The sequence below is a fragment of the Ruegeria sp. CDSB117 genome (genome assembly GCF_059611005.1).
Map to the genome: position 1 here is coordinate 18,082 of NZ_JBXWOS010000029.1, position 17,138 is coordinate 35,219.

Genomic DNA, 17,138 nt, shown 5'->3' on the forward strand with positions numbered 1-17,138 from the left:
GACGACAACAAGGAACACTCATGTCATATCCGATTTACGCAATCGGCGATATCCATGGCCAACTGGGGATGCTTGAAGACGCGCTGGACCGGATCGAACGGGATGGAGGACCAGACGCCAAGATAGTGTTTCTTGGCGATTATACGGACAGGGGTGCGCAAAGTTGCGGGGTTTTGGATCTGCTGGTCCGAGGGAACGCCGACGGTAAGAACTGGGTCTTTCTACGTGGCAATCATGACCAGATGTGCGCAATGTTTCTGGAGGACTATCCGCGCAATGATGCGCGCCTGCTGGTCGGGTATCACTGGCTTCATCCTCGGATCGGCGGGATCGAAACGCTGCAGTCCTATGGGGTTGAAGCCACCAACGTGGACAGAATCTATCAAGTTCACGCCAAAGCCAAAGAGGCCGTCCCTCAGGCTCATATCGATTTTCTGAACGGGCTAAAGCCGTTCCATCAGGACGGAGCATTGCTGTTCGTGCATGCAGGTATTCGACCAGGAGTGAAACTGGATCAGCAAGACCACGACGATCTGATATGGATTCGTGAGGAATTCCTGAACCATAAAGATCCACATCCATGGTTGGTTGTCCACGGCCACAGCCACGTGGCCGCACCTGAACATCATGGAAACCGTATCAATCTGGATACAGGAGCAGGCTATGGCCAAGCCCTGACCGCCGCCGTGTTCGAAGGCACCACGTGTTGGGTACTGGATGCTGGTGGGCGTAGACTTGTGACTCACTGAGACAGCCGCTGGCTCATATCGCGCGAAAACGTAGCGTCGCCGATGTCGTTTCTGTTTCAAAAGCTTCCCAACCATGATCGCCGTCAGCGCTAAGCCTTGAACCACACCATTGGGCCTATCAGGCGCTTAATGGAACAGCAGTTATTTACGGCGGTCGGCATGATTGGCTGCAAAAATAGCGGGAATTGGCAACATTTTTCTACGCCGGCAACTTCGCAAAAAATCTTCGAATGCACTCAGCAACAATAGTTCAAACATGTAACTCCAAACGAAACGGCATTGACTTTAGTTTCATATGTAACGATATTCGTTGCAAATGAAACAAAACGAGTCACGCGAGCGACATACTTCGGGAGAACACAATGGCTAAGGCATTCGCATCTCAGGGAGATTTGGGTGAAAAGACGATTAGCTTCACCGAAGTGGGTGAAGGGCTCTGGGCCTTTACTGCTGAAGGTGATCCCAATTCCGGCGTGATCATCGGCGATGATAGTGTCATGATTGTCGAGGCGCAGGCCACGCCACGTCTGGCTGGCAAGGTGATTGAGAAGGTCAGAGAAGTTACCGACAAACCGATCACACATCTGGCGCTAACTCACTATCACGCGGTTCGTGTTCTAGGCGCTTCAGCATATGGCGCAGATCAGGTTCTCATGTCCGAAACAACCCGGGCGCAGGTTGTCGAACGCGGCCACGAAGACTGGGACAGTGAGTTTCAGCGTTTTCCACGTCTGTTCGAAGGCCATGAGAGCATTCCCGGACTGACCTGGCCCACCGCGACCTTCAAGGATCGCATGAGCGTCTACCTTGGAAATCGACGCGTCGATCTTATGCATCTTGGTCGCGCTCATACTGCCGGTGACATCGTCATTCACGTCCCCGACCAGAACGTCATGTTTACCGGTGACATCGTCGAGTACCACTCGGCCTGCTATTGCGGCGACGGCCATTTCAACGATTGGGGTGGCACTCTGGACAATATCGCCGCATTTGACGTCGATGCTATCGCGCCCGGCCGCGGTGATGCTCTGCTCGGAAAAGACATGGTTGAAGCAGCAATCGAGTCCACCCGGGATTTTGTCGAAAGCACCTATCGCCCGGCCGCTCGTGTCGCCGCTAGCGGCGGCAGCCTGAAAGATGCCTGGGATGCTGTACGTGACGCGTGCGACCCGAAATTCGCTGACTACGCGATCTACGAACACTGCCTGCCGTTCAATGTTGCGCGCGCCTATGACGAAGCCCGCGGCATCGACACACCACGTATCTGGACGGCGCAGCGGGATCTGGAAATGTGGGAACAACTGCAAGGCTGAGCGCCTGAAGGGAGGGGATTTTCCAATGTTTGATGATCGTTACACGCTCGCCTACAAGAGCTATCCATACGAGAAGTCGCCCGATCAGGATATTGACGCACCGATGCGTCACCCGGTTGTGGTCATGGGCGGCGGGCCAATCGGAGTCGCCACAGCCCTGGACCTCGGCCGCCAGGGTATTCCGGTGGTTGTGCTTGATGATCATGAGGGCATCGGCATGGGCAGTCGGGCGATTTGTTTCGCAAAGCGCTGTCTGGAAGTGGCCGACCGCTATGGCTGCGGCGAACCGATGCTCGAAAAAGGCGTTGTCTGGAATCTCGGCAAGGTATTCCATCGCGATGACAAGGTATTCGAATTTAACCTGTTGCCGGAAGACGGGCATAAATACCCCGCCTTCATCAATCTACAACAGCCATATTTCGAGCAATACATGATCGATCGCCTGCGCGAGCTGCAGGACAAGGGTGCCCCGATCCAGTTGCGTGGCAAGAACCGTGTGGACAGCGTTGAAGTACACGACGATTACGTCATCCTGAAGGTGATGACACCGGATGGGCCATACACCCTTGAAGCGGACTGGCTTATCGGTTGCGACGGCGCCAACTCACCGTTGCGCGGGATGCTTGGTCTCGATTTCAGCGGTCGCGTCTTTCAGGACAGCTTCCTGATTGCCGATATCAAACTGAAAGGCGATCTGAATTTCCCTACCGAGCGCTGGTTCTGGTTTGAACCGACCCACGGCTCTGGTGCGTCTGCTTTGTTGCACAAACAACCTGATGATGTTTGGCGGATCGATTTCCAGATCGGCTGGGATGTTGACCGCAAAGAAGAACTTAAAGAAGAGAATATCCGTCGTCGATTGGACGCGATGCTGGGGGATGTGGACTATGAAATGGTCTGGTCCTCTATCTATACCTTCCAATGCAAGCGGATGGACAGCTTCCGCTCTGGTCGCGTGTTTTTTGCTGGTGATGCGGCGCACCAAGTCTCGCCCTTTGGTGCGCGTGGTGCCAATTCCGGCATACAGGACGTAGACAATCTTGGCTGGAAACTAGGGTTGGTTATTCAAGGCAAAGCGCCTGAGAGCCTGCTTGACACCTATGATACCGAGCGGGTTTACGGCGCGGACGAAAACATCCTGAATTCTACACGGTCCACCGATTTCATCACGCCGAAATCAGAAACCAGTCGGATATTTCGCGATGCTGTGCTCAGCCTAAGCGGAACGTATGAGTTCGCACGACCGATGGTCAACTCGGGTCGGCTGTCGGTTCCATGCATCTACAGTGAATCCCGCCTAAATTCCGCCGACGCGCTGTCAGGCGGGCCCGAAAGGACGCAGCCCGGTGCCCCCTGCCCCGATGCACCGCTGGGCGATGAATACCTGTTGTCGAAGCTGGGTGATGAGTTCATCCTTTTGACAATCGATGCAGAAGCACCTGAAGTTCTGGAGGTGGACGGGATTACGGCGCGCCGCCTGGCTCTTTCGACCCGCGACGACCCAACCGGTCAACTCAGGAAACGCTATCTCGGCGAAGCCAGTTCGGCAGTCTACTTGATCCGACCAGATCAGCATGTCGCTGCCCGCCGAGCGGAATACAACGAAACCCTGATGCGCACTGCCTTGCGCCGTGCGGCCGGTAAGGAAGTAAGCCAATGAGCGATCTGACCCTGACACCGAATATCGACGGAACCGACGATTTCTACGCCGACCTGCTGGCAACGCATGAGGGCAAGACCAAGGCCGAGAGCGATACAATCAACGCGAGGTTAATTCTGATCCTGGCCAACCACATTGGCGACCGGAACGTCCTGAGCCAGGCGCTCAGGGCTGCCGACATCACATAATCCAAGGGAGGATACCATGAATATCAAACTGAAGGGCAACAGCCTGCTGCTCGCCGGCATTGCAACCGCTGCAATGTCTATCGCAACGACTACTGTGGCAGAGACCAAACTGGCCCTTTCGAGCTGGCTGCCGCCGCGCCATCCGATCGTCGTTGAGGCAATCAAGCCCTGGGCCAAGCAAGTGGAGGAAGTCACCGATGGCCGCGTGACTGTACGTGTGCTTGCAAAGCCCATGGGCCCACCCCCGGCACATTACGACATGGCTGCCGAAGGTATCGCTGACATCACCTATGGCTTGCATTCCTTTACCACAGATGACCGGTTCACCCGCTCTCGGATCGGTCAGTTCTCGTTCATTGGTGACGATGCCGTTGCCGGTTCCAAAGCATTCTGGAATGTCTATTCCGGCCAGCTGGAGGCGCAGAAAGAACATGAGGGCACCAAGCTTCTCGGGCTATTCGTGCATGGCCCCGGTATGCTGCACAACAACGTCCGCAAGATCGAGACAACGGACGATTTCGCAGGCCTGAAAATCCGCGTGCCCGGCGGCTATATCTCGGATCTGATGTCCGGTCTCGGCTCCACAACGCTCTTCATGTCTTCGGGAGAGGTGTATGAAAAGCTCTCGCGCGGAGTAATCGATGGCGTGACGTTCCCCTACGATGCTCTGGCTGCGTTCAAGCTGACCGAAGACGTCAAGTACACGATGCAAGTCCCCGGCGGCATCTACAACACCACTTGGTTCATGGTCATGAACGAAGACAAATGGAACGAGATCTCTGAAGAGGATCAGGCAGCCATCGAGGCGATTTCCGGTGAGGCTTTTGCAGCACTGGTTGGCGAAGCTTGGGTCGGTGCAGATGAGAAAGGCAGCGCCGCGGCCGAAAAGGCCGGGATCGAAATCTACGAAGCGCCGGCCGAAGTCGTTGATGCGATCAAATCACAGGCAGCAGATGCCGAAACAGCGTGGTCCGAAGCCATCTCGGCGGACGGCTACGACGGCGCAGCGGCACTGGAAGAAATGCGCAAACAAGCTGGCGTGGACTTCTGATCCATGGAGCGGCTTCGCCATCGTTTCCCCGACCAGCCCCCTGATGAGGGGCTGGACATCGGGCTGCTGCTCGACAGATCTCTGGGTGTCGGGGCCGCACTGATCCTGTTCAGCCTCGTCCTCATCACCTGTGTGGATGTAGTTGGGCGCTACCTGTTCAACGCACCGCTTTCCGGCGCCTTTGAACTCACTGAAGTACTCCTGGCAGCGCTTGTTTTCCTGGCCTTACCGCTGACGACAGAGCGCCGCGAACATGTCGAGGTCGACCTGCTGAATCTGGCGCTCGGACGCAAGACGCAACGTCTTTTGTCTGCGTTTGCAGGCCTCTTCTCTGCGGCCCTGTTAGCCACCTTTTCTTGGCGGCTTTTCACCCATGCAGCCAAGGCTGCCCATGACGGCGCGGTGACCAACGCGCTGGAGATTCCACTGGCGCCATTCGGCTATCTGGCTGGGGCCTCCTGCATGGTTTCGGCGTTCATCGCATTCCTGCGCGGATTACAACCCCCCATCGAACACGACACCGATCAAGATCACCTAGAGGGCGCCCCATGATTGAATCTCTGATCGGTTTTGCGATCCTTCTGGGACTTATACTACTGCGCGTGCCCATCGCGTTCGCAATGGCGGCTGTAGGCGGCTTTGGGTTTGCCTATATGCGTGGTTGGGAGCCTGCCTGGGCTATGACAGGGCAAGTGGCCTTTGACACTTCTTTGTCTTACTCCCTTTCGGTCATCCCTCTGTTCATCTTCATGGGCAATGTGTTGGCCGGCTCAGGCGTTGCACACGGGCTGTTCGCCGGTGCCGATCGGCTTTTTGGCAGACTGCGCGGCGGACTTGCCATGGCTTCGGTCTTTTCTTGCGGCGGATTCTCTGCAGTGTGTGGCTCGTCCCTGGCCACTGCTGCCACGATGTCAAAAGTTGCCATGCCTTCAATGCGTCGTTTTGGCTATGATGACCGGTTGGCGACAGGCTCTATCGCCGCGGGTGGGACACTGGGCATTTTGATCCCGCCCTCGGTGATCCTGATCATCTACGGCCTGTTGACCGAAACCAATATTGCCAAGCTTTTTATCGCGGGAATTGTGCCAGGTATCATTGGTGTGCTGTTTTATCTTGGCGCGGTTATGGTTGCGGTACGGTTGAACCCTTCTCTGGCTCCGGAGGAGGAAAACACCGAACCCATGAGTCGGGCTGACGTCATAGGCGTGATCTGTGTGCTGGGCCTTTTTCTCTTCATTATGGTTGGCATCTATGGTGGGTTCTTCACACCGACTGAGGCGGCCGGAATGGGTGCAGCCGCTTCGATCCTGATCGCCATTGCCCTCAGGACGATGACCTGGCGCAGCTTTTTCGCAGCTACGCTGGATTCGATCCGGGCTACTGCCATGATCTTTGCGGTGATCATAGGTGCCGAGCTGTTCACCAACTTCATAAACTACGCCGGACTGCCGGATGCCCTATCAGGCTTTGTTGTCGACAATGAATTGCCGGTCTGGGCGGTCATCGTGTTCATAATGCTGACCTACATGGTTCTTGGCTGTGTGCTTGAAAGCCTGTCGATGATCTTGCTAACAGTGCCGGTCTTTTACCCACTGATGTTTGAGCTTGAGTTTGCCAATGAACTCCTGCTCGATCCCGAAAACGCCCTGATCTGGTTCGCCATTGTCGTTGTTGTGGCCACTGAAATCAGCCTGATCACCCCCCCCGTCGGTATGAATGTCTTCGTGCTGAAGGGCGTGTTGCAAGATGTCTCACTCGGAACGATCTTTCGCGGCGTGCTGCCATTCTGGATCGCGGACATCCTGCGTCTGACCCTGCTCATCCTTGTACCCTCACTGTCACTCTGGCTGGTGGGGTTGATGTAACCGCCTGAGGCGACCGTACGTTGCCTTGACCTTGAAAACTGCACCCTCGGAAAGGAGAAGTCGATGAAAATCGAGAAGATCCATCACGTCGCTTACCGCTGCAAAGACGCAAAAGAGACGGTCGAATGGTATGGAAAAATGCTGAACATGGACTTTATCCTGGCCATCGCCGAGGATCATGTCCCATCTACGCATGAGCCGGACCCCTACATGCATCTGTTTTTGGATGCCGGGAATGGGAATGTTCTGGCTTTCTTCGAGCTGCCCACGAAGCCGGAAATGGGCCGGGATCCTAATACCCCGATTTGGGTGCAGCACATCGCCTTCAAGGTAAAGGATCGTGAAACGCTGCTTCAGTTCAAGGACCATCTGGAAGCTAATGGCGTCGAAGTACTCGGCGTGACCGACCATTCGATTTTCCACTCTATCTACTTCTTTGATCCTTCCGGCCATCGTATCGAACTGGCCTGCCCGGACCCAGAAGAAGAAGCGCTGCTGGCACGCATGGACGAAGTGAAATGGCTTATGTTGGACGAGTGGTCGAAGACCAAGAAAGCTCCGAAACATGCCGATTGGCTGCATGCCAAGGAACTCAATAAGTCTGCCTGACAGGCTTCTCGTGCCAGAAGACTTTCTGGCACGAGAACCGCCCTTTGGCAAAATCTGAGACGGTTTACCACAAAACAAGGAAGTCATGAAACTATACGGCTATTGGCGCTCGACAACCTCTTTTCGCGTCCGGATCGCGCTGAATCTCAAGGGTGTTTCCTATGAAACAGTTCCGGTCAACCTTGTTGCCGGAGAGCAGCGCGCGTCGGACTACGTCGCGCTGAACCCCGGGAAGGGCGTCCCTACGCTGATCCTTGAGGACGGTCGTGTACTCACTCAATCGCTTGCGATCATCGAGTATCTCGACGCCACCACACCCGAACCTCCGTTCCTGCCCGAAGATCCGTTTGAGCGTGCGCGGGTACAGGCTGCGGCCCATACCATCGCAATGGACATTCATCCGGTTAACAACCTTAGGGTCACTGCGCATCTGAAGTCCCGCTATGGGCTTACGGCTGAGGATGGGATCGAATGGTTCCGGCATTGGATGACCGAAGGTTTCCATGCCTACCAAGCGCTTTTGCCAGCAAACACCACCTTCAGTTTTGGTGACGAGCCGGACCTTGCCGATATCTGCCTTGTCGCACAGCTTTACAATGCACATCGCTGGGGCGTCGATATGGCTCCATTCGACCGGCTACTTGAGATCGAAGAACGCGCATTCACCCTGCCCGCATTTGACGCCGCCCGACCTGAAAACCAGACCGATGCCTCCTGAGAGAAATACACTGGCAGACCTCATTCTATTCTAGTTCGACGGCGTTAGCCCGACCGGGAAGGCAATGCCCTTCCGCGTCACCGATTACACGGATTTCTACGCCGGTCGGCAGCCAGCACTCGAGATGGCTTGAGTTGCGCGGATTGGCTTATGTACCTATGTCACCGACGCGGCCTTAAGCAGCGCAGTCACGCCTCGGTCCAGTGCTGCACGGTCCTCGGCCGACATGGAATTCAGCATCCCTTGCGCGCAAGCGTCGACTTGTGGCAGCAACTGTTCGAAACATCGATGGCCTTCCGGCGTACAATGATAAACCCTAATTCGGCGATCTTCTTCGGAAATTGCTCTGGTTATCAATCCTTTATCGTCAAGCCTCTGCGCGGCCCGGCTGACTTGAACCTTATCCAGAGTGGTGCGTTGCGAGAGCTCAAGAGAGGTCAGGCTTTTGGCATTAGCAAGTAGAAAAAGCAGGCGCCATTCCTCCCGTGATAGCCCGAATTCGCGCTGGTATACTTCCGTGAGTTTTCGTGAGAACGCTTCGGATGCCACGGCGAGGCGATAGGGAAAGAAGGAATCTAGTTGCATACGAAACTATAATCCCGCTTTGTTTCATATGCAACGACATTTGCCTGCACTGATCTTCGCCATCCTTATGCAGGTTGTTTTGTAAACTATAAGCCGAAGTTTACGAAATCGCGGTTCCCAGTGCCTTGATTTTGTTACGAAGTTTTGTCTGCTTGCAAGAAAACTGCGGATCCGCTGGATCAAGGGTCCGGATCGGCAATCTGCTGAAACGGACAGATTCCCAGCGTGAACCGACCTTTGCAAAAATTAGCAGTTCTGCAACGCAAAATCCCAAAAGCGAAAGTTGATCGCTATGTCGGCTTCAGCTGCCAAGAAAGGTCAACACAAGCCTTGGCTATAGGCACGCACCGAGACTAGCGGAAACACTGGGTCCGGAAGTGCCGCAAAAACTATTAGCATTCTTGCAGAATACTTTTTACCATGCGGTCAAATCTGGGGGAGTTGGATGCTCGATTTAATCATCAGACAGGCCAGCCTGCCGGATGGCAGCGGGCCGGTGGATATCGCGATAAAGGCAGACCGCGTTGCGGAAATTGCGCCTGATATCAAGGCTGAGGCGCATGAAGAGATTCAGGCGGCTGGGCGCTTGGTTTCCCCTCCTTTTACGGACCCGCACTTCCATATGGACGCGACCCTGAGCCTAGGGTTGCCGCGCATGAATGTCTCGGGCACACTTTTGGAGGGTATCGCGCTTTGGGGGGAATTGAAGCCCCTGCTGACACCCGAAGCCGTGATTGAACGGGCCATGCGGTATTGCGATCTGGCCGTATCGCAGGGGCTGCTCGCCATCCGTTCGCACGTGGATGTTTCATCCGCCCCGTTGGTGGGTGTTGAAGCGCTCTTGGAGGTACGTAAACAGGTCGCCCCCTATATCGATCTGCAACTGGTGGCATTCCCGCAAGATGGCCTTTACCGATCAGAAAACGCAGAGAGAAACCTGATCCAGGCGCTCGATATGGGTGTCGATGTCGTGGGCGGGATCCCGCATTTTGAACGCACGATGTCGGAAGGGGCTCGATCGGTCACAAGACTGGCCGAGATAGCGGCGGACCGCGGCCTGATGCTGGACCTGCACTGCGATGAAAGCGACGATCCGATGTCTCGCCACGTAGAAACGTTGACCTTTGAGACCACGCGCCTTGGGCTTGGGGGCCGTGTAACTGCAAGCCACGTCACTGCGATGCATTCTTATGACAACTACTATGCATCGAAGCTAATCCCGCTCATCGCAGAAAGCGGTATGAACGTGGTACCCAACCCTCTGATCAATATCACGCTGCAAGGGCGTTCGGACACCTATCCGCGCCGCCGAGGTCTGACCCGCGTGCCAGAGCTGCGCGCTGCCGGTGTAAACGTTGCCTTCGGGCAGGATTGCACAATGGACCCGTGGTATTCGCTTGGGTCCGCCGACATGCTGGAAGTGGCCCATATGGGTGTGCACGCGGTACCGATGACATCCCGAGAAGCGATGGAATGGGCATTCACATCGGTAACCCAAAATGGCGCCAAAGCCATGGGCCTGCCCGACCCGACAATCCGCGAGGGCGGCCCTGCAAGTATGGTTGTACTGCAGGCGCGTGATCCGATTGAAGCTGTTCGCTTGAAATCCATCCGCCTTGCCGTAATCAAAAACGGAAAGGTGTTGGCCCGTACAGAACCCCGAATGGCCGCGCTTTCGTTGCCCGGCCGCCCCACGACCCTGGATCCCGCAGATTACGCGCCCAGGCCCAATACTCAGGAAGCTTAAGAACAAGAACAATCGCCACCAACAGAAGAGGATCTACCAATGAAACTCACCACAACCCGCCGTCAACTGATGGTCGGCGCTGCGGCCACACTGGCCCTGCCGGCTTATGTCCGTCGCGTGAACGCACAATCTGCGACCCGAGTCGCTGGCGTGCATATGTCTCCTGTCGAAAACGCGTGGAACAGTCGTATCCACGTTGCGATGCAGGAGGCCGCCGACGCTGGTCTGATCGAATATGAGTTCTCGGAAGGTGTGGCTCCGACCGACTATCCCCGCGCGATGCGCGAGTATGCCGAAGGTGGCGCGCAGATCATTTGGGGCGAGTCCTACGCCGTGGAACGCGAAGCACGCGAAGTGGCGGGCGATTACCCGGATACCGCTTTCCTCATGGGCTCTTCCGGTGGGCCGGAAGGGGACAATTTCGGCGTCTTCGGCACCCGCAACCACGAGGCGGCCTATTTGGCCGGTATGCTTGCGGGCCAAATGTCAGAAAGCAATGTCTTTGGTTCGGTCGGCGGTTATCCGATCCCCGAAGTGAACCTGTTGATCAATGCCTTCCGAATGGGGGTGACCGAAGTGAACCCAGATGCCACCTTCGTCAACGGCTTTATCGGAGCATGGTTTGATCCAGCCCGCGCGCAAGAAGCTGCAATTGCCCAGATCGATGCGGGCGCGGATGTCCTGTTTGGTGAGCGCATTGGCACCGCGGATGCCGCCCAAGCCCGGGGCGTGAAGGCCATCGGTTCGCTTATCGACTATACCCCTCGCTATCCAGGCACAGTCTTTGCCAACGCGATCTGGAATTACGGTCCTACTATCGAGGCTATCGTAGCCGACGTTCAGGCCGGTAACCCAACGGGGCGCAACTACACAGAATATTCCTTCATGGCCCATGGCGGCAACGAGCTGATCTATGTCGCCGATGAAGTGCCTGCTGACGCCATCCCGGCGATGGAGGCTAAACAAGCCGCGATCCAATCCGGCGAATGGGATGTTCCGATCGACGAAAGCGAGCCCTCCTGATCCCGAGGGCTTTGACGTGACCGATGCCACGGCTCTTGCGGCCGCCATTACGTCAGGGCAGATCACTGCCTTCGACGTGATGGAGGCAAGCCTTTATGCCTGCCACGCGCAGGCGGATTTGGGGGCTGTGGCATTTCTAGACGAAGACATGGCGCGCGCCGGGGCAAGGGCAGCAGACGCATTGCCATCTGACCAGCGCGGTCCATTTCATGGGGTTCCATTTTTGGTCAAAGACCTCGGTGGTTTCGCAAAAGGGCTACCCGCTGCGGCAGGATCTGCAGCAATCCGAGCACAAGCGCGTAAACCCGAAAGTGACAGCTACCTGTTGCAAGATTTGCACCAAACCGGCTTGATCCCTTTTGGCTTGACTACAACACCCCCATTCGGCCTTTCCCTGACATGCGAACCAGATGGCATGGCTGCGACCCGAAATCCATGGAATCCCGCGCTGACACCCGGTGGTTCATCTGGCGGCGCTGCGGCTGCGGTTGCAGCCGGTATCGTTGCAATTGCTCATGCCACGGATGCAGCCGGATCCATCAGAGTACCTGCAGCGTGTTGTGGTTTGACCGGGCTCAAGCCGTCTCGTGGTGCGGTGCCCGGAGGCCCTGATTTTGCCAATCATCTGATGGGCATAGCATCTGAGTTGATCCTGGCGCGATCGGTCCGTGACGTGAAGACCGCCCTTGATGCTGTTGTCCAACCTATGGCCCCGGTGCACTTCCCAAAACGTCCCCGTGTCGCGGTGGCATTGCCGGATCGTTGTGGACCTGATCAGCGCAAAGCTGCGGAAGGTGCTGCCGACGCGCTGCGCGACGCAGGCTGTGAAGTGCATGATGTTCGTGCCCCCGACCGGATTGGGGCTGAGGCTCATGAAATCGCCCGAACCATACTGGCTGTTTCGTTGGCGGAATGGCTGACCGCACTCAAAATCTCCGATGATCAGGTCCCCCCGCTCGCAGCCGCCTTGGCTACTGAGGGTCGTGCGACATCTGCCACCGCGCTTTTTGCGGCCTCGCGACAACTGGCACGCCTGACAAATCGCTCCCGCAAGCTTTTCAAATCCGCCGATGCCATCCTGATGCCGATCCTATCGTCTGCTCCGCCCGTTGTCGGCACTTTGGATCTGTCTGGCACTTCGCCCGATGAACACATGGCGCGGCTGGAAGCTTTTGCCCCAAACGCCGCGCTTGCCAATGTTGCGGGCTTGCCAGCCCTGGCGCTGCCTTTTGGCATGGCAAATGACCTTCCTCTAGGCGTGCAACTGATTGGTCCCTCCGGCGCCGATTTCGCACTGCTAAAACTCGGTGCACTTATCGAGACCCGCGCGCCCGCACTTTCCTTTCCGTCCCCAATCGCAGGCCTACTCGCATGACCAAGGTTCTGGAGCTTCACGGCGTCACCAAGCGTTTTGGAACGCTTACCGCAAATGATGATGTGACCCTGACACTGGCGGAAGGGGAAATCCTTGCGCTTCTGGGTGAAAACGGCGCTGGCAAGACGACGCTGATGAATATCCTGTTTGGCCACTACGCAGCCGACGCAGGTACTGTCAGGGTGTTCGGCGAAGAGCTGCCTCCGGGCCTTCCGCGCGCAGCGATCGAGGTGGGTGTGGGAATGGTTCACCAGCACTTCACGCTTGCGGGCAACCTCACCGTTCTTGAAAACGTCATGCTTGGCTCCGAACCCTTGACGCGCGCGCGTTCCGCTCGTGGTGAGGCGCGCGAAAAGCTGTTGCAGATCGCAGAGCGGTTTGGCCTGCCCGTGAACCCCGAGGCCAAGGTTCGCTCGCTTTCCGTGGGAGAACGCCAGCGTGTTGAAATTCTTAAAGCGCTCTACCGCGATGCGCGCATATTGATCCTGGATGAACCTACCGCCGTTCTGGCCCGGCCCGAGGCGATGCGCCTGTTCGAGACCTTACGCGACATGACGAAAGAGGGTCTTTCGCTTATCTTCATCAGCCACAAACTGCATGAGGTCATGGCTGCCTCTGACCGTGTGGCAGTGCTTCGTGGCGGCAAGATGGTTGCAGAACGCAAAACCTCTGAAACCAACCCCGGAGAGCTGGCGGAACTGATGGTTGGCCGCAAAGTGGAACGTCCCGTGCGCCAAAACCATGAGATCGGCGTGCCAGTCCTAATTGCAGATGAAGTACGCGTGGAAGAGGACGATGAGATGCGGTTGATTGACGTGTCATTCACCGTCCATGCTGGTGAAATCCTTGGTATCGTCGGCGTCTCAGGCAATGGTCAGGCATCGCTCGGCGGGTTGCTTTCTGGGCTGGTTCACCCAAGCGCCGGGCAGCTGACACTTCTGGACGAAGATATCGGCCATCTGGGGCCGCGCGGCATGATCCGTGCGGGGGCTGGTAGAGTACCGGAAGACCGACACGTGGAAGGCGTAGTAGGCGAGTTGAGCCTGTGGGAAAATGCGGTGCTCGAACGGCTGCGTACACCAGAGTTTTCGCGCCGCGGCTTTGTCCGGCAAGGCGCCGCTCGCGATTACACCTCAGGGCTGATCGAACGTTTTGATATCCGTGGTGCCAGTCCCGACACGCGAACAAGGCTGTTGTCTGGCGGCAATATGCAAAAGCTTATCCTCGGTCGGGTCCTGACCAACGGACCGCGTTTTGTGCTCGCCAACCAGCCGACGCGCGGCCTTGATGAAGGGGCAATTGCCGCCGTTCATGCCGAGCTTTTGGCTGCCCGGGCCGAAGGCGCAGCAATCTTGCTCATCTCTGAAGAACTGGAAGAAGCCGTGGCCCTGTCAGACCGTATACAGGCCATCGTTAAAGGGCGCTTGTCGGAGCCCATATCCGCCAACGAGGCTGACCCGCAACGTCTTGGCCTGATGATGGCGGGTGTTTGGAAGGAAAATGATGATGCGGCTTGAACGACGCACACATGTGCCACTGCACCTTGTGATCATTGCGCCGCTGGCCGCGATCTTTACTGCGTTACTTCTCGCTGCGGGTCTCATCGCAGCTGCGGGGGTAAACCCACTTATGGCGTATGGCGAAATGCTGACCGGTGCGCTTGGCTCCCGCCTTTCGATCACCGAGATGCTGACCCGCGCCACACCGCTCATTTTCACAGGGCTTGCTGCGGCAGTCGCCTTCCGGGCGCGACTTTGGAACATCGGAGGTGAGGGGCAGTTCTTTGTTGGTGCGCTGGTCACCGCTTGGATCGGGCATTCGCTCGGGGTTCCGGGATGGATTGGTATTCCACTTTTGATGCTGGCAGGCATGACTGCGGGCGCGGCTCTTTTGGCGGGACCTGCCTATTTGCGCCTGCGTTTCGGGGTGGATGAGGTGGTGACGACCCTTCTGCTCAACTTCATCGTAATCCTTTTTGTGGGCCTCATGATTGAAGGCCCGATGCGCGATCCGTTGGCCTTTGGGTGGCCCTCTTCAGTGCCCGTAGATGGAGATTTCCGTCTGCCGGATCTGATCCCGCGCACGCGTCTGCATATCGGGCTGCTTTTTGCCATCGCAGCAGCAGGCGCCGTTTGGCTGATCCTGGCGCGCACCGTTTTTGGCGCTGAAACGCGCGCCGCAGGTTTGAACGCCAGTGCCGCTGCCTTTGCCGGAATATCCCTACCCCGAACGATCATGGGCGTAGCTCTGCTTTCGGGCGCCCTGGCGGGGCTCGCCGGGTCTGTCGAAGTCATGGGTGTAACGGCAGGGGTCACCACCACCATGAGCCCCGGTTTTGGCTATGCAGGCATCGTTGTCGCCATGCTCGCCGCCTTGCATCCGGCCGGCGTCGTTGCTGCCGCTGTTTTCGTTGCCACAGTCTTTGTCGGGGCCGACGCCATGAGCCGCGCGACCGGTGTTCCCAGTTTCATCGCTGATGTGATTGTAGCACTCTGTTTGCTTACCATGATCGTGGCCCTTCTTTTCACAACCTACCGGGTGCGCCGATGAGTGATGCAATTGATCTGCTGCTGAATACCAGCCTGTGGGCTTCCGTGTTGCGTATTGCCACGCCACTCATATTCGGCGTCCTTGGCGCATTGCTCTGCGAACGTTCGGGCGTGCTCAATCTGGGAATCGAGGGGATCATGACCATGGGCGCGATGAGCGGATGGCTTGCCGTCTACATGGGTGCGCCGTTGCTCATGGGCCTGATGATTGCGGCCCTTTGCGGCGCCGTGATGGGCTTGCTGCATGCCATGCTGACGGTTCCGCTTGGGCTTTCGCAACATGTATCGGGGCTTGGTATTACGCTGTTTGCATCTGCTTTGGCCTACTACCTCTACAGGCTACTTGTCGAAGTGGGTGACTTGCCCCCAACGATAGAGCCTTTCCAGCCTCTCAATGTTCCAGGGCTTTCCGACATACCTGTTCTCGGTCCAATCCTGTTTTCCCAGGCTCTCCCGACTTACCTGGCGCTCTTTGCTGTGGCTGCGATGGCGTATGTCCTTGCCCGAACACCGTTAGGGCTGGCCATTCGGATGACCGGTGAAAACCCGCATGCGGTCGAGGCGCAGGGGCTGAACCCAATCCGCATCCGCATCGGCGCTGTTGTTGCCGGGTCGGCTTTGATGGCAGTGGGCGGAGCTTTCCTGACGACAACGGCGTTTAACAGCTTTTTCCCGGGTATGGTTCAGGGGCGGGGCTGGATTTGCATCGCGCTGGTCGTCTTCGCCAGCTGGCGGCCCGGCAAGGCGCTGGTAGGCGCCGTATTATTCGCATTCTTTGATGCATACCAGCTGCGGCTGCAGACTGCGATTGAAGGCGTACCCTACCAGCTCTTCCTGATGGCGCCTTACGTACTTTCCATCGTCGCGCTCGTCCTTGTCGCCCGCAAAGCCGAAATACCTGCGGCGTTGATGGCTCCCTACCGGCGCGGAGAACGTTAACGGCATTCGTTCGCGCATATTGGCCGGAATTGACCAAGAAAAAAGACTTCGCGCCGCAAGAATGAACGGGTGTTGTCGCGACAACTTGCGGCGCACCAAGGAATGCTGATACTCGAGCTTCAAACGGCATGGTTTGCGGCGTTCAAGGCATCAAATGCCTCGAAGCGGTGATTTCGGATTGTTTAGACTGAGCGACGGCGTGCTGGGACAAAGAAGCAATTCCGAACGGCTGGGATGGGTTGCCACGAACCTCTGAAAGCCGCCTGGAGACAGATGGCCTTGCATCGTCCGTTCCCGTTTTCGGAATGCGAGATGGCTGTTTTCGGCGCGGTTATTGAGACCCGTGTGCGACCAATGCTTCAGATCTTGAGCGACCTCGCGCCCAGCGGCGCCATATAAGCGCAGCTTGTCTGTGGTGGCTTGCTTGGGAATGAAGCCGAGGCGTTTTATCAGGTGGTGTAAAACGCGTTTTGCAGCCCGTATGCCCCATTTCGGTTGGAGGACTTCGTCCAGCACACCGCCATGCTGATCGACTGCGCGCCAAAGCCAATACTTGCGACCAGAGATGCTCACGACAACTTCATCAAGGTGCCAGACGTCGCCTTGTCGACTCTGTTTCCAAAACCCCGGACGAGATGCATAAACAGACAAACTGCATATCCAGAAGAGATCATCAATGTTTTCACGCGAGGTTCTGTCGCAAACTTTTCAGATGGCAGAGCATTAGTGGAATTTGTTAGCGGTTTACCCTGCCAGTTGGGCGAACT

The 17,138-nt window shown here is 56.9% G+C and carries 17 protein-coding genes and 1 pseudogene; 15 read left to right on the forward strand and 3 right to left on the reverse strand.

What is annotated here, in order from left to right; translation table 11 throughout:
• Positions 1–20: 20 nt before the first annotated feature.
• The 9 genes from AC2FJC_RS21465 to maiA all read left to right on the forward strand — a co-directional run bounded on the left by AC2FJC_RS21465 (position 21) and on the right by maiA (position 8,153).
• A complete protein-coding gene (locus AC2FJC_RS21465; RefSeq protein ID WP_496741513.1) occupies positions 21–749 on the forward strand; it encodes a metallophosphoesterase family protein in 729 nt (242 codons plus the stop codon).
• Between the two features lie 362 nt (positions 750–1,111).
• On the forward strand, positions 1,112–2,062 hold the full coding sequence (locus AC2FJC_RS21470) for an MBL fold metallo-hydrolase (protein WP_496741515.1): 951 nt from the start codon (positions 1,112–1,114) through the stop codon (positions 2,060–2,062).
• Between the two features lie 25 nt (positions 2,063–2,087).
• Positions 2,088–3,722 (forward strand): FAD-dependent oxidoreductase, encoded by a 1,635-nt coding sequence (locus tag AC2FJC_RS21475; protein WP_496741517.1) that lies wholly within the window; start codon positions 2,088–2,090, stop codon positions 3,720–3,722.
• Complete coding sequence (locus AC2FJC_RS21480; RefSeq protein ID WP_109310896.1) at positions 3,719–3,910, forward strand: DUF2783 domain-containing protein; 192 nt, start codon at positions 3,719–3,721, stop codon at positions 3,908–3,910. The genes AC2FJC_RS21475 and AC2FJC_RS21480 overlap by 4 nt, the downstream gene beginning before the upstream one ends.
• Before the next feature lie 16 nt (positions 3,911–3,926).
• On the forward strand, positions 3,927–4,961 hold the full coding sequence (locus tag AC2FJC_RS21485; protein WP_496741519.1) for a TRAP transporter substrate-binding protein: 1,035 nt from the start codon (positions 3,927–3,929) through the stop codon (positions 4,959–4,961).
• Positions 4,962–4,964: 3 nt separating this feature from the next.
• Positions 4,965–5,513 (forward strand): TRAP transporter small permease, encoded by a 549-nt coding sequence (locus AC2FJC_RS21490; protein ID WP_496741521.1) that lies wholly within the window; start codon positions 4,965–4,967, stop codon positions 5,511–5,513.
• On the forward strand, positions 5,510–6,826 hold the full coding sequence (locus tag AC2FJC_RS21495; protein ID WP_496741523.1) for a TRAP transporter large permease: 1,317 nt from the start codon (positions 5,510–5,512) through the stop codon (positions 6,824–6,826). Before AC2FJC_RS21490 ends, AC2FJC_RS21495 begins: the two co-directional genes overlap by 4 nt.
• Before the next feature lie 63 nt (positions 6,827–6,889).
• Positions 6,890–7,435, forward strand: coding sequence for a VOC family protein (locus tag AC2FJC_RS21500; protein WP_496741525.1), 546 nt, complete (start codon positions 6,890–6,892; stop codon positions 7,433–7,435).
• Positions 7,436–7,520: 85 nt separating this feature from the next.
• Entirely contained in the window at positions 7,521–8,153 is a 633-nt protein-coding gene (maiA, locus tag AC2FJC_RS21505; protein ID WP_496741527.1) for a maleylacetoacetate isomerase, read from the forward strand.
• A gap of 156 nt (positions 8,154–8,309) precedes the next feature.
• Here the strand turns inward: maiA and AC2FJC_RS21510 are convergent, their stop codons facing one another.
• Complete coding sequence (locus tag AC2FJC_RS21510; RefSeq protein ID WP_496727452.1) at positions 8,310–8,738, reverse strand: MarR family winged helix-turn-helix transcriptional regulator; 429 nt, start codon at positions 8,736–8,738, stop codon at positions 8,310–8,312.
• 445 nt (positions 8,739–9,183) lie between these two features.
• Between AC2FJC_RS21510 and AC2FJC_RS21515 the strand changes: the two genes are divergently transcribed.
• Genes AC2FJC_RS21515 through AC2FJC_RS21540 form a run of 6 tightly spaced genes read left to right on the forward strand, consistent with a single transcriptional unit; the run spans position 9,184 to position 16,371 of the window.
• Complete coding sequence (locus tag AC2FJC_RS21515; RefSeq protein WP_496741529.1) at positions 9,184–10,485, forward strand: amidohydrolase family protein; 1,302 nt, start codon at positions 9,184–9,186, stop codon at positions 10,483–10,485.
• Between the two features lie 39 nt (positions 10,486–10,524).
• The gene (locus tag AC2FJC_RS21520) at positions 10,525–11,508 is read left to right on the forward strand and encodes a BMP family protein (protein WP_058281138.1); all 984 of its coding nucleotides are present in this window, start codon (positions 10,525–10,527) and stop codon (positions 11,506–11,508) included.
• On the forward strand, positions 11,477–12,883 hold the full coding sequence (locus AC2FJC_RS21525; RefSeq protein ID WP_496741531.1) for an amidase: 1,407 nt from the start codon (positions 11,477–11,479) through the stop codon (positions 12,881–12,883). Before AC2FJC_RS21520 ends, AC2FJC_RS21525 begins: the two co-directional genes overlap by 32 nt.
• Entirely contained in the window at positions 12,880–14,400 is a 1,521-nt protein-coding gene (locus AC2FJC_RS21530) for an ABC transporter ATP-binding protein (RefSeq protein WP_496741533.1), read from the forward strand. Before AC2FJC_RS21525 ends, AC2FJC_RS21530 begins: the two co-directional genes overlap by 4 nt.
• Positions 14,390–15,433 (forward strand): ABC transporter permease, encoded by a 1,044-nt coding sequence (locus tag AC2FJC_RS21535; RefSeq protein ID WP_496741535.1) that lies wholly within the window; start codon positions 14,390–14,392, stop codon positions 15,431–15,433. Before AC2FJC_RS21530 ends, AC2FJC_RS21535 begins: the two co-directional genes overlap by 11 nt.
• Positions 15,430–16,371: an ABC transporter permease gene (locus AC2FJC_RS21540; RefSeq protein ID WP_496741537.1), complete on the forward strand. Its 942-nt coding sequence runs from the start codon at positions 15,430–15,432 to the stop codon at positions 16,369–16,371. The genes AC2FJC_RS21535 and AC2FJC_RS21540 overlap by 4 nt, the downstream gene beginning before the upstream one ends.
• A gap of 185 nt (positions 16,372–16,556) precedes the next feature.
• Here AC2FJC_RS21540 and AC2FJC_RS21545 read toward each other — a convergent pair.
• Positions 16,557–16,989 (reverse strand): annotated as a pseudogene (locus AC2FJC_RS21545) (IS6 family transposase); the annotation flags it as partial.
• On the reverse strand, positions 16,941–17,138 hold a 198-nt coding region (locus AC2FJC_RS21550; RefSeq protein WP_496741539.1), incomplete at its 5' end, for a hypothetical protein. The gene AC2FJC_RS21550 and the pseudogene AC2FJC_RS21545, both read right to left, overlap by 49 nt.

Bases quoted from the DNA above. Each gene is read 5' to 3' on its own strand.
- AC2FJC_RS21535 (WP_496741535.1), top strand. From the start codon at position 14,390: ATGCGGCTTGAACGACGCACACATGTGCCACTGCACCTTGTGATCATT.
- AC2FJC_RS21490 (WP_496741521.1), top strand. From the start codon at position 4,965: ATGGAGCGGCTTCGCCATCGTTTCCCCGACCAGCCCCCTGATGAGGGG.
- AC2FJC_RS21540 (WP_496741537.1), top strand. From the start codon at position 15,430: ATGAGTGATGCAATTGATCTGCTGCTGAATACCAGCCTGTGGGCTTCC.
- AC2FJC_RS21465 (WP_496741513.1), top strand. From the start codon at position 21: ATGTCATATCCGATTTACGCAATCGGCGATATCCATGGCCAACTGGGG.
- AC2FJC_RS21495 (WP_496741523.1), top strand. From the start codon at position 5,510: ATGATTGAATCTCTGATCGGTTTTGCGATCCTTCTGGGACTTATACTA.
- AC2FJC_RS21485 (WP_496741519.1), top strand. From the start codon at position 3,927: ATGAATATCAAACTGAAGGGCAACAGCCTGCTGCTCGCCGGCATTGCA.
- AC2FJC_RS21500 (WP_496741525.1), top strand. From the start codon at position 6,890: ATGAAAATCGAGAAGATCCATCACGTCGCTTACCGCTGCAAAGACGCA.
- AC2FJC_RS21525 (WP_496741531.1), top strand. From the start codon at position 11,477: ATGTTCCGATCGACGAAAGCGAGCCCTCCTGATCCCGAGGGCTTTGAC.
- AC2FJC_RS21520 (WP_058281138.1), top strand. From the start codon at position 10,525: ATGAAACTCACCACAACCCGCCGTCAACTGATGGTCGGCGCTGCGGCC.
- AC2FJC_RS21475 (WP_496741517.1), top strand. From the start codon at position 2,088: ATGTTTGATGATCGTTACACGCTCGCCTACAAGAGCTATCCATACGAG.
- AC2FJC_RS21530 (WP_496741533.1), top strand. From the start codon at position 12,880: ATGACCAAGGTTCTGGAGCTTCACGGCGTCACCAAGCGTTTTGGAACG.
- AC2FJC_RS21480 (WP_109310896.1), top strand. From the start codon at position 3,719: ATGAGCGATCTGACCCTGACACCGAATATCGACGGAACCGACGATTTC.
- AC2FJC_RS21510 (WP_496727452.1), bottom strand. From the start codon at position 8,738: ATGCAACTAGATTCCTTCTTTCCCTATCGCCTCGCCGTGGCATCCGAA.
- maiA (WP_496741527.1), top strand. From the start codon at position 7,521: ATGAAACTATACGGCTATTGGCGCTCGACAACCTCTTTTCGCGTCCGG.
- AC2FJC_RS21515 (WP_496741529.1), top strand. From the start codon at position 9,184: ATGCTCGATTTAATCATCAGACAGGCCAGCCTGCCGGATGGCAGCGGG.
- AC2FJC_RS21470 (WP_496741515.1), top strand. From the start codon at position 1,112: ATGGCTAAGGCATTCGCATCTCAGGGAGATTTGGGTGAAAAGACGATT.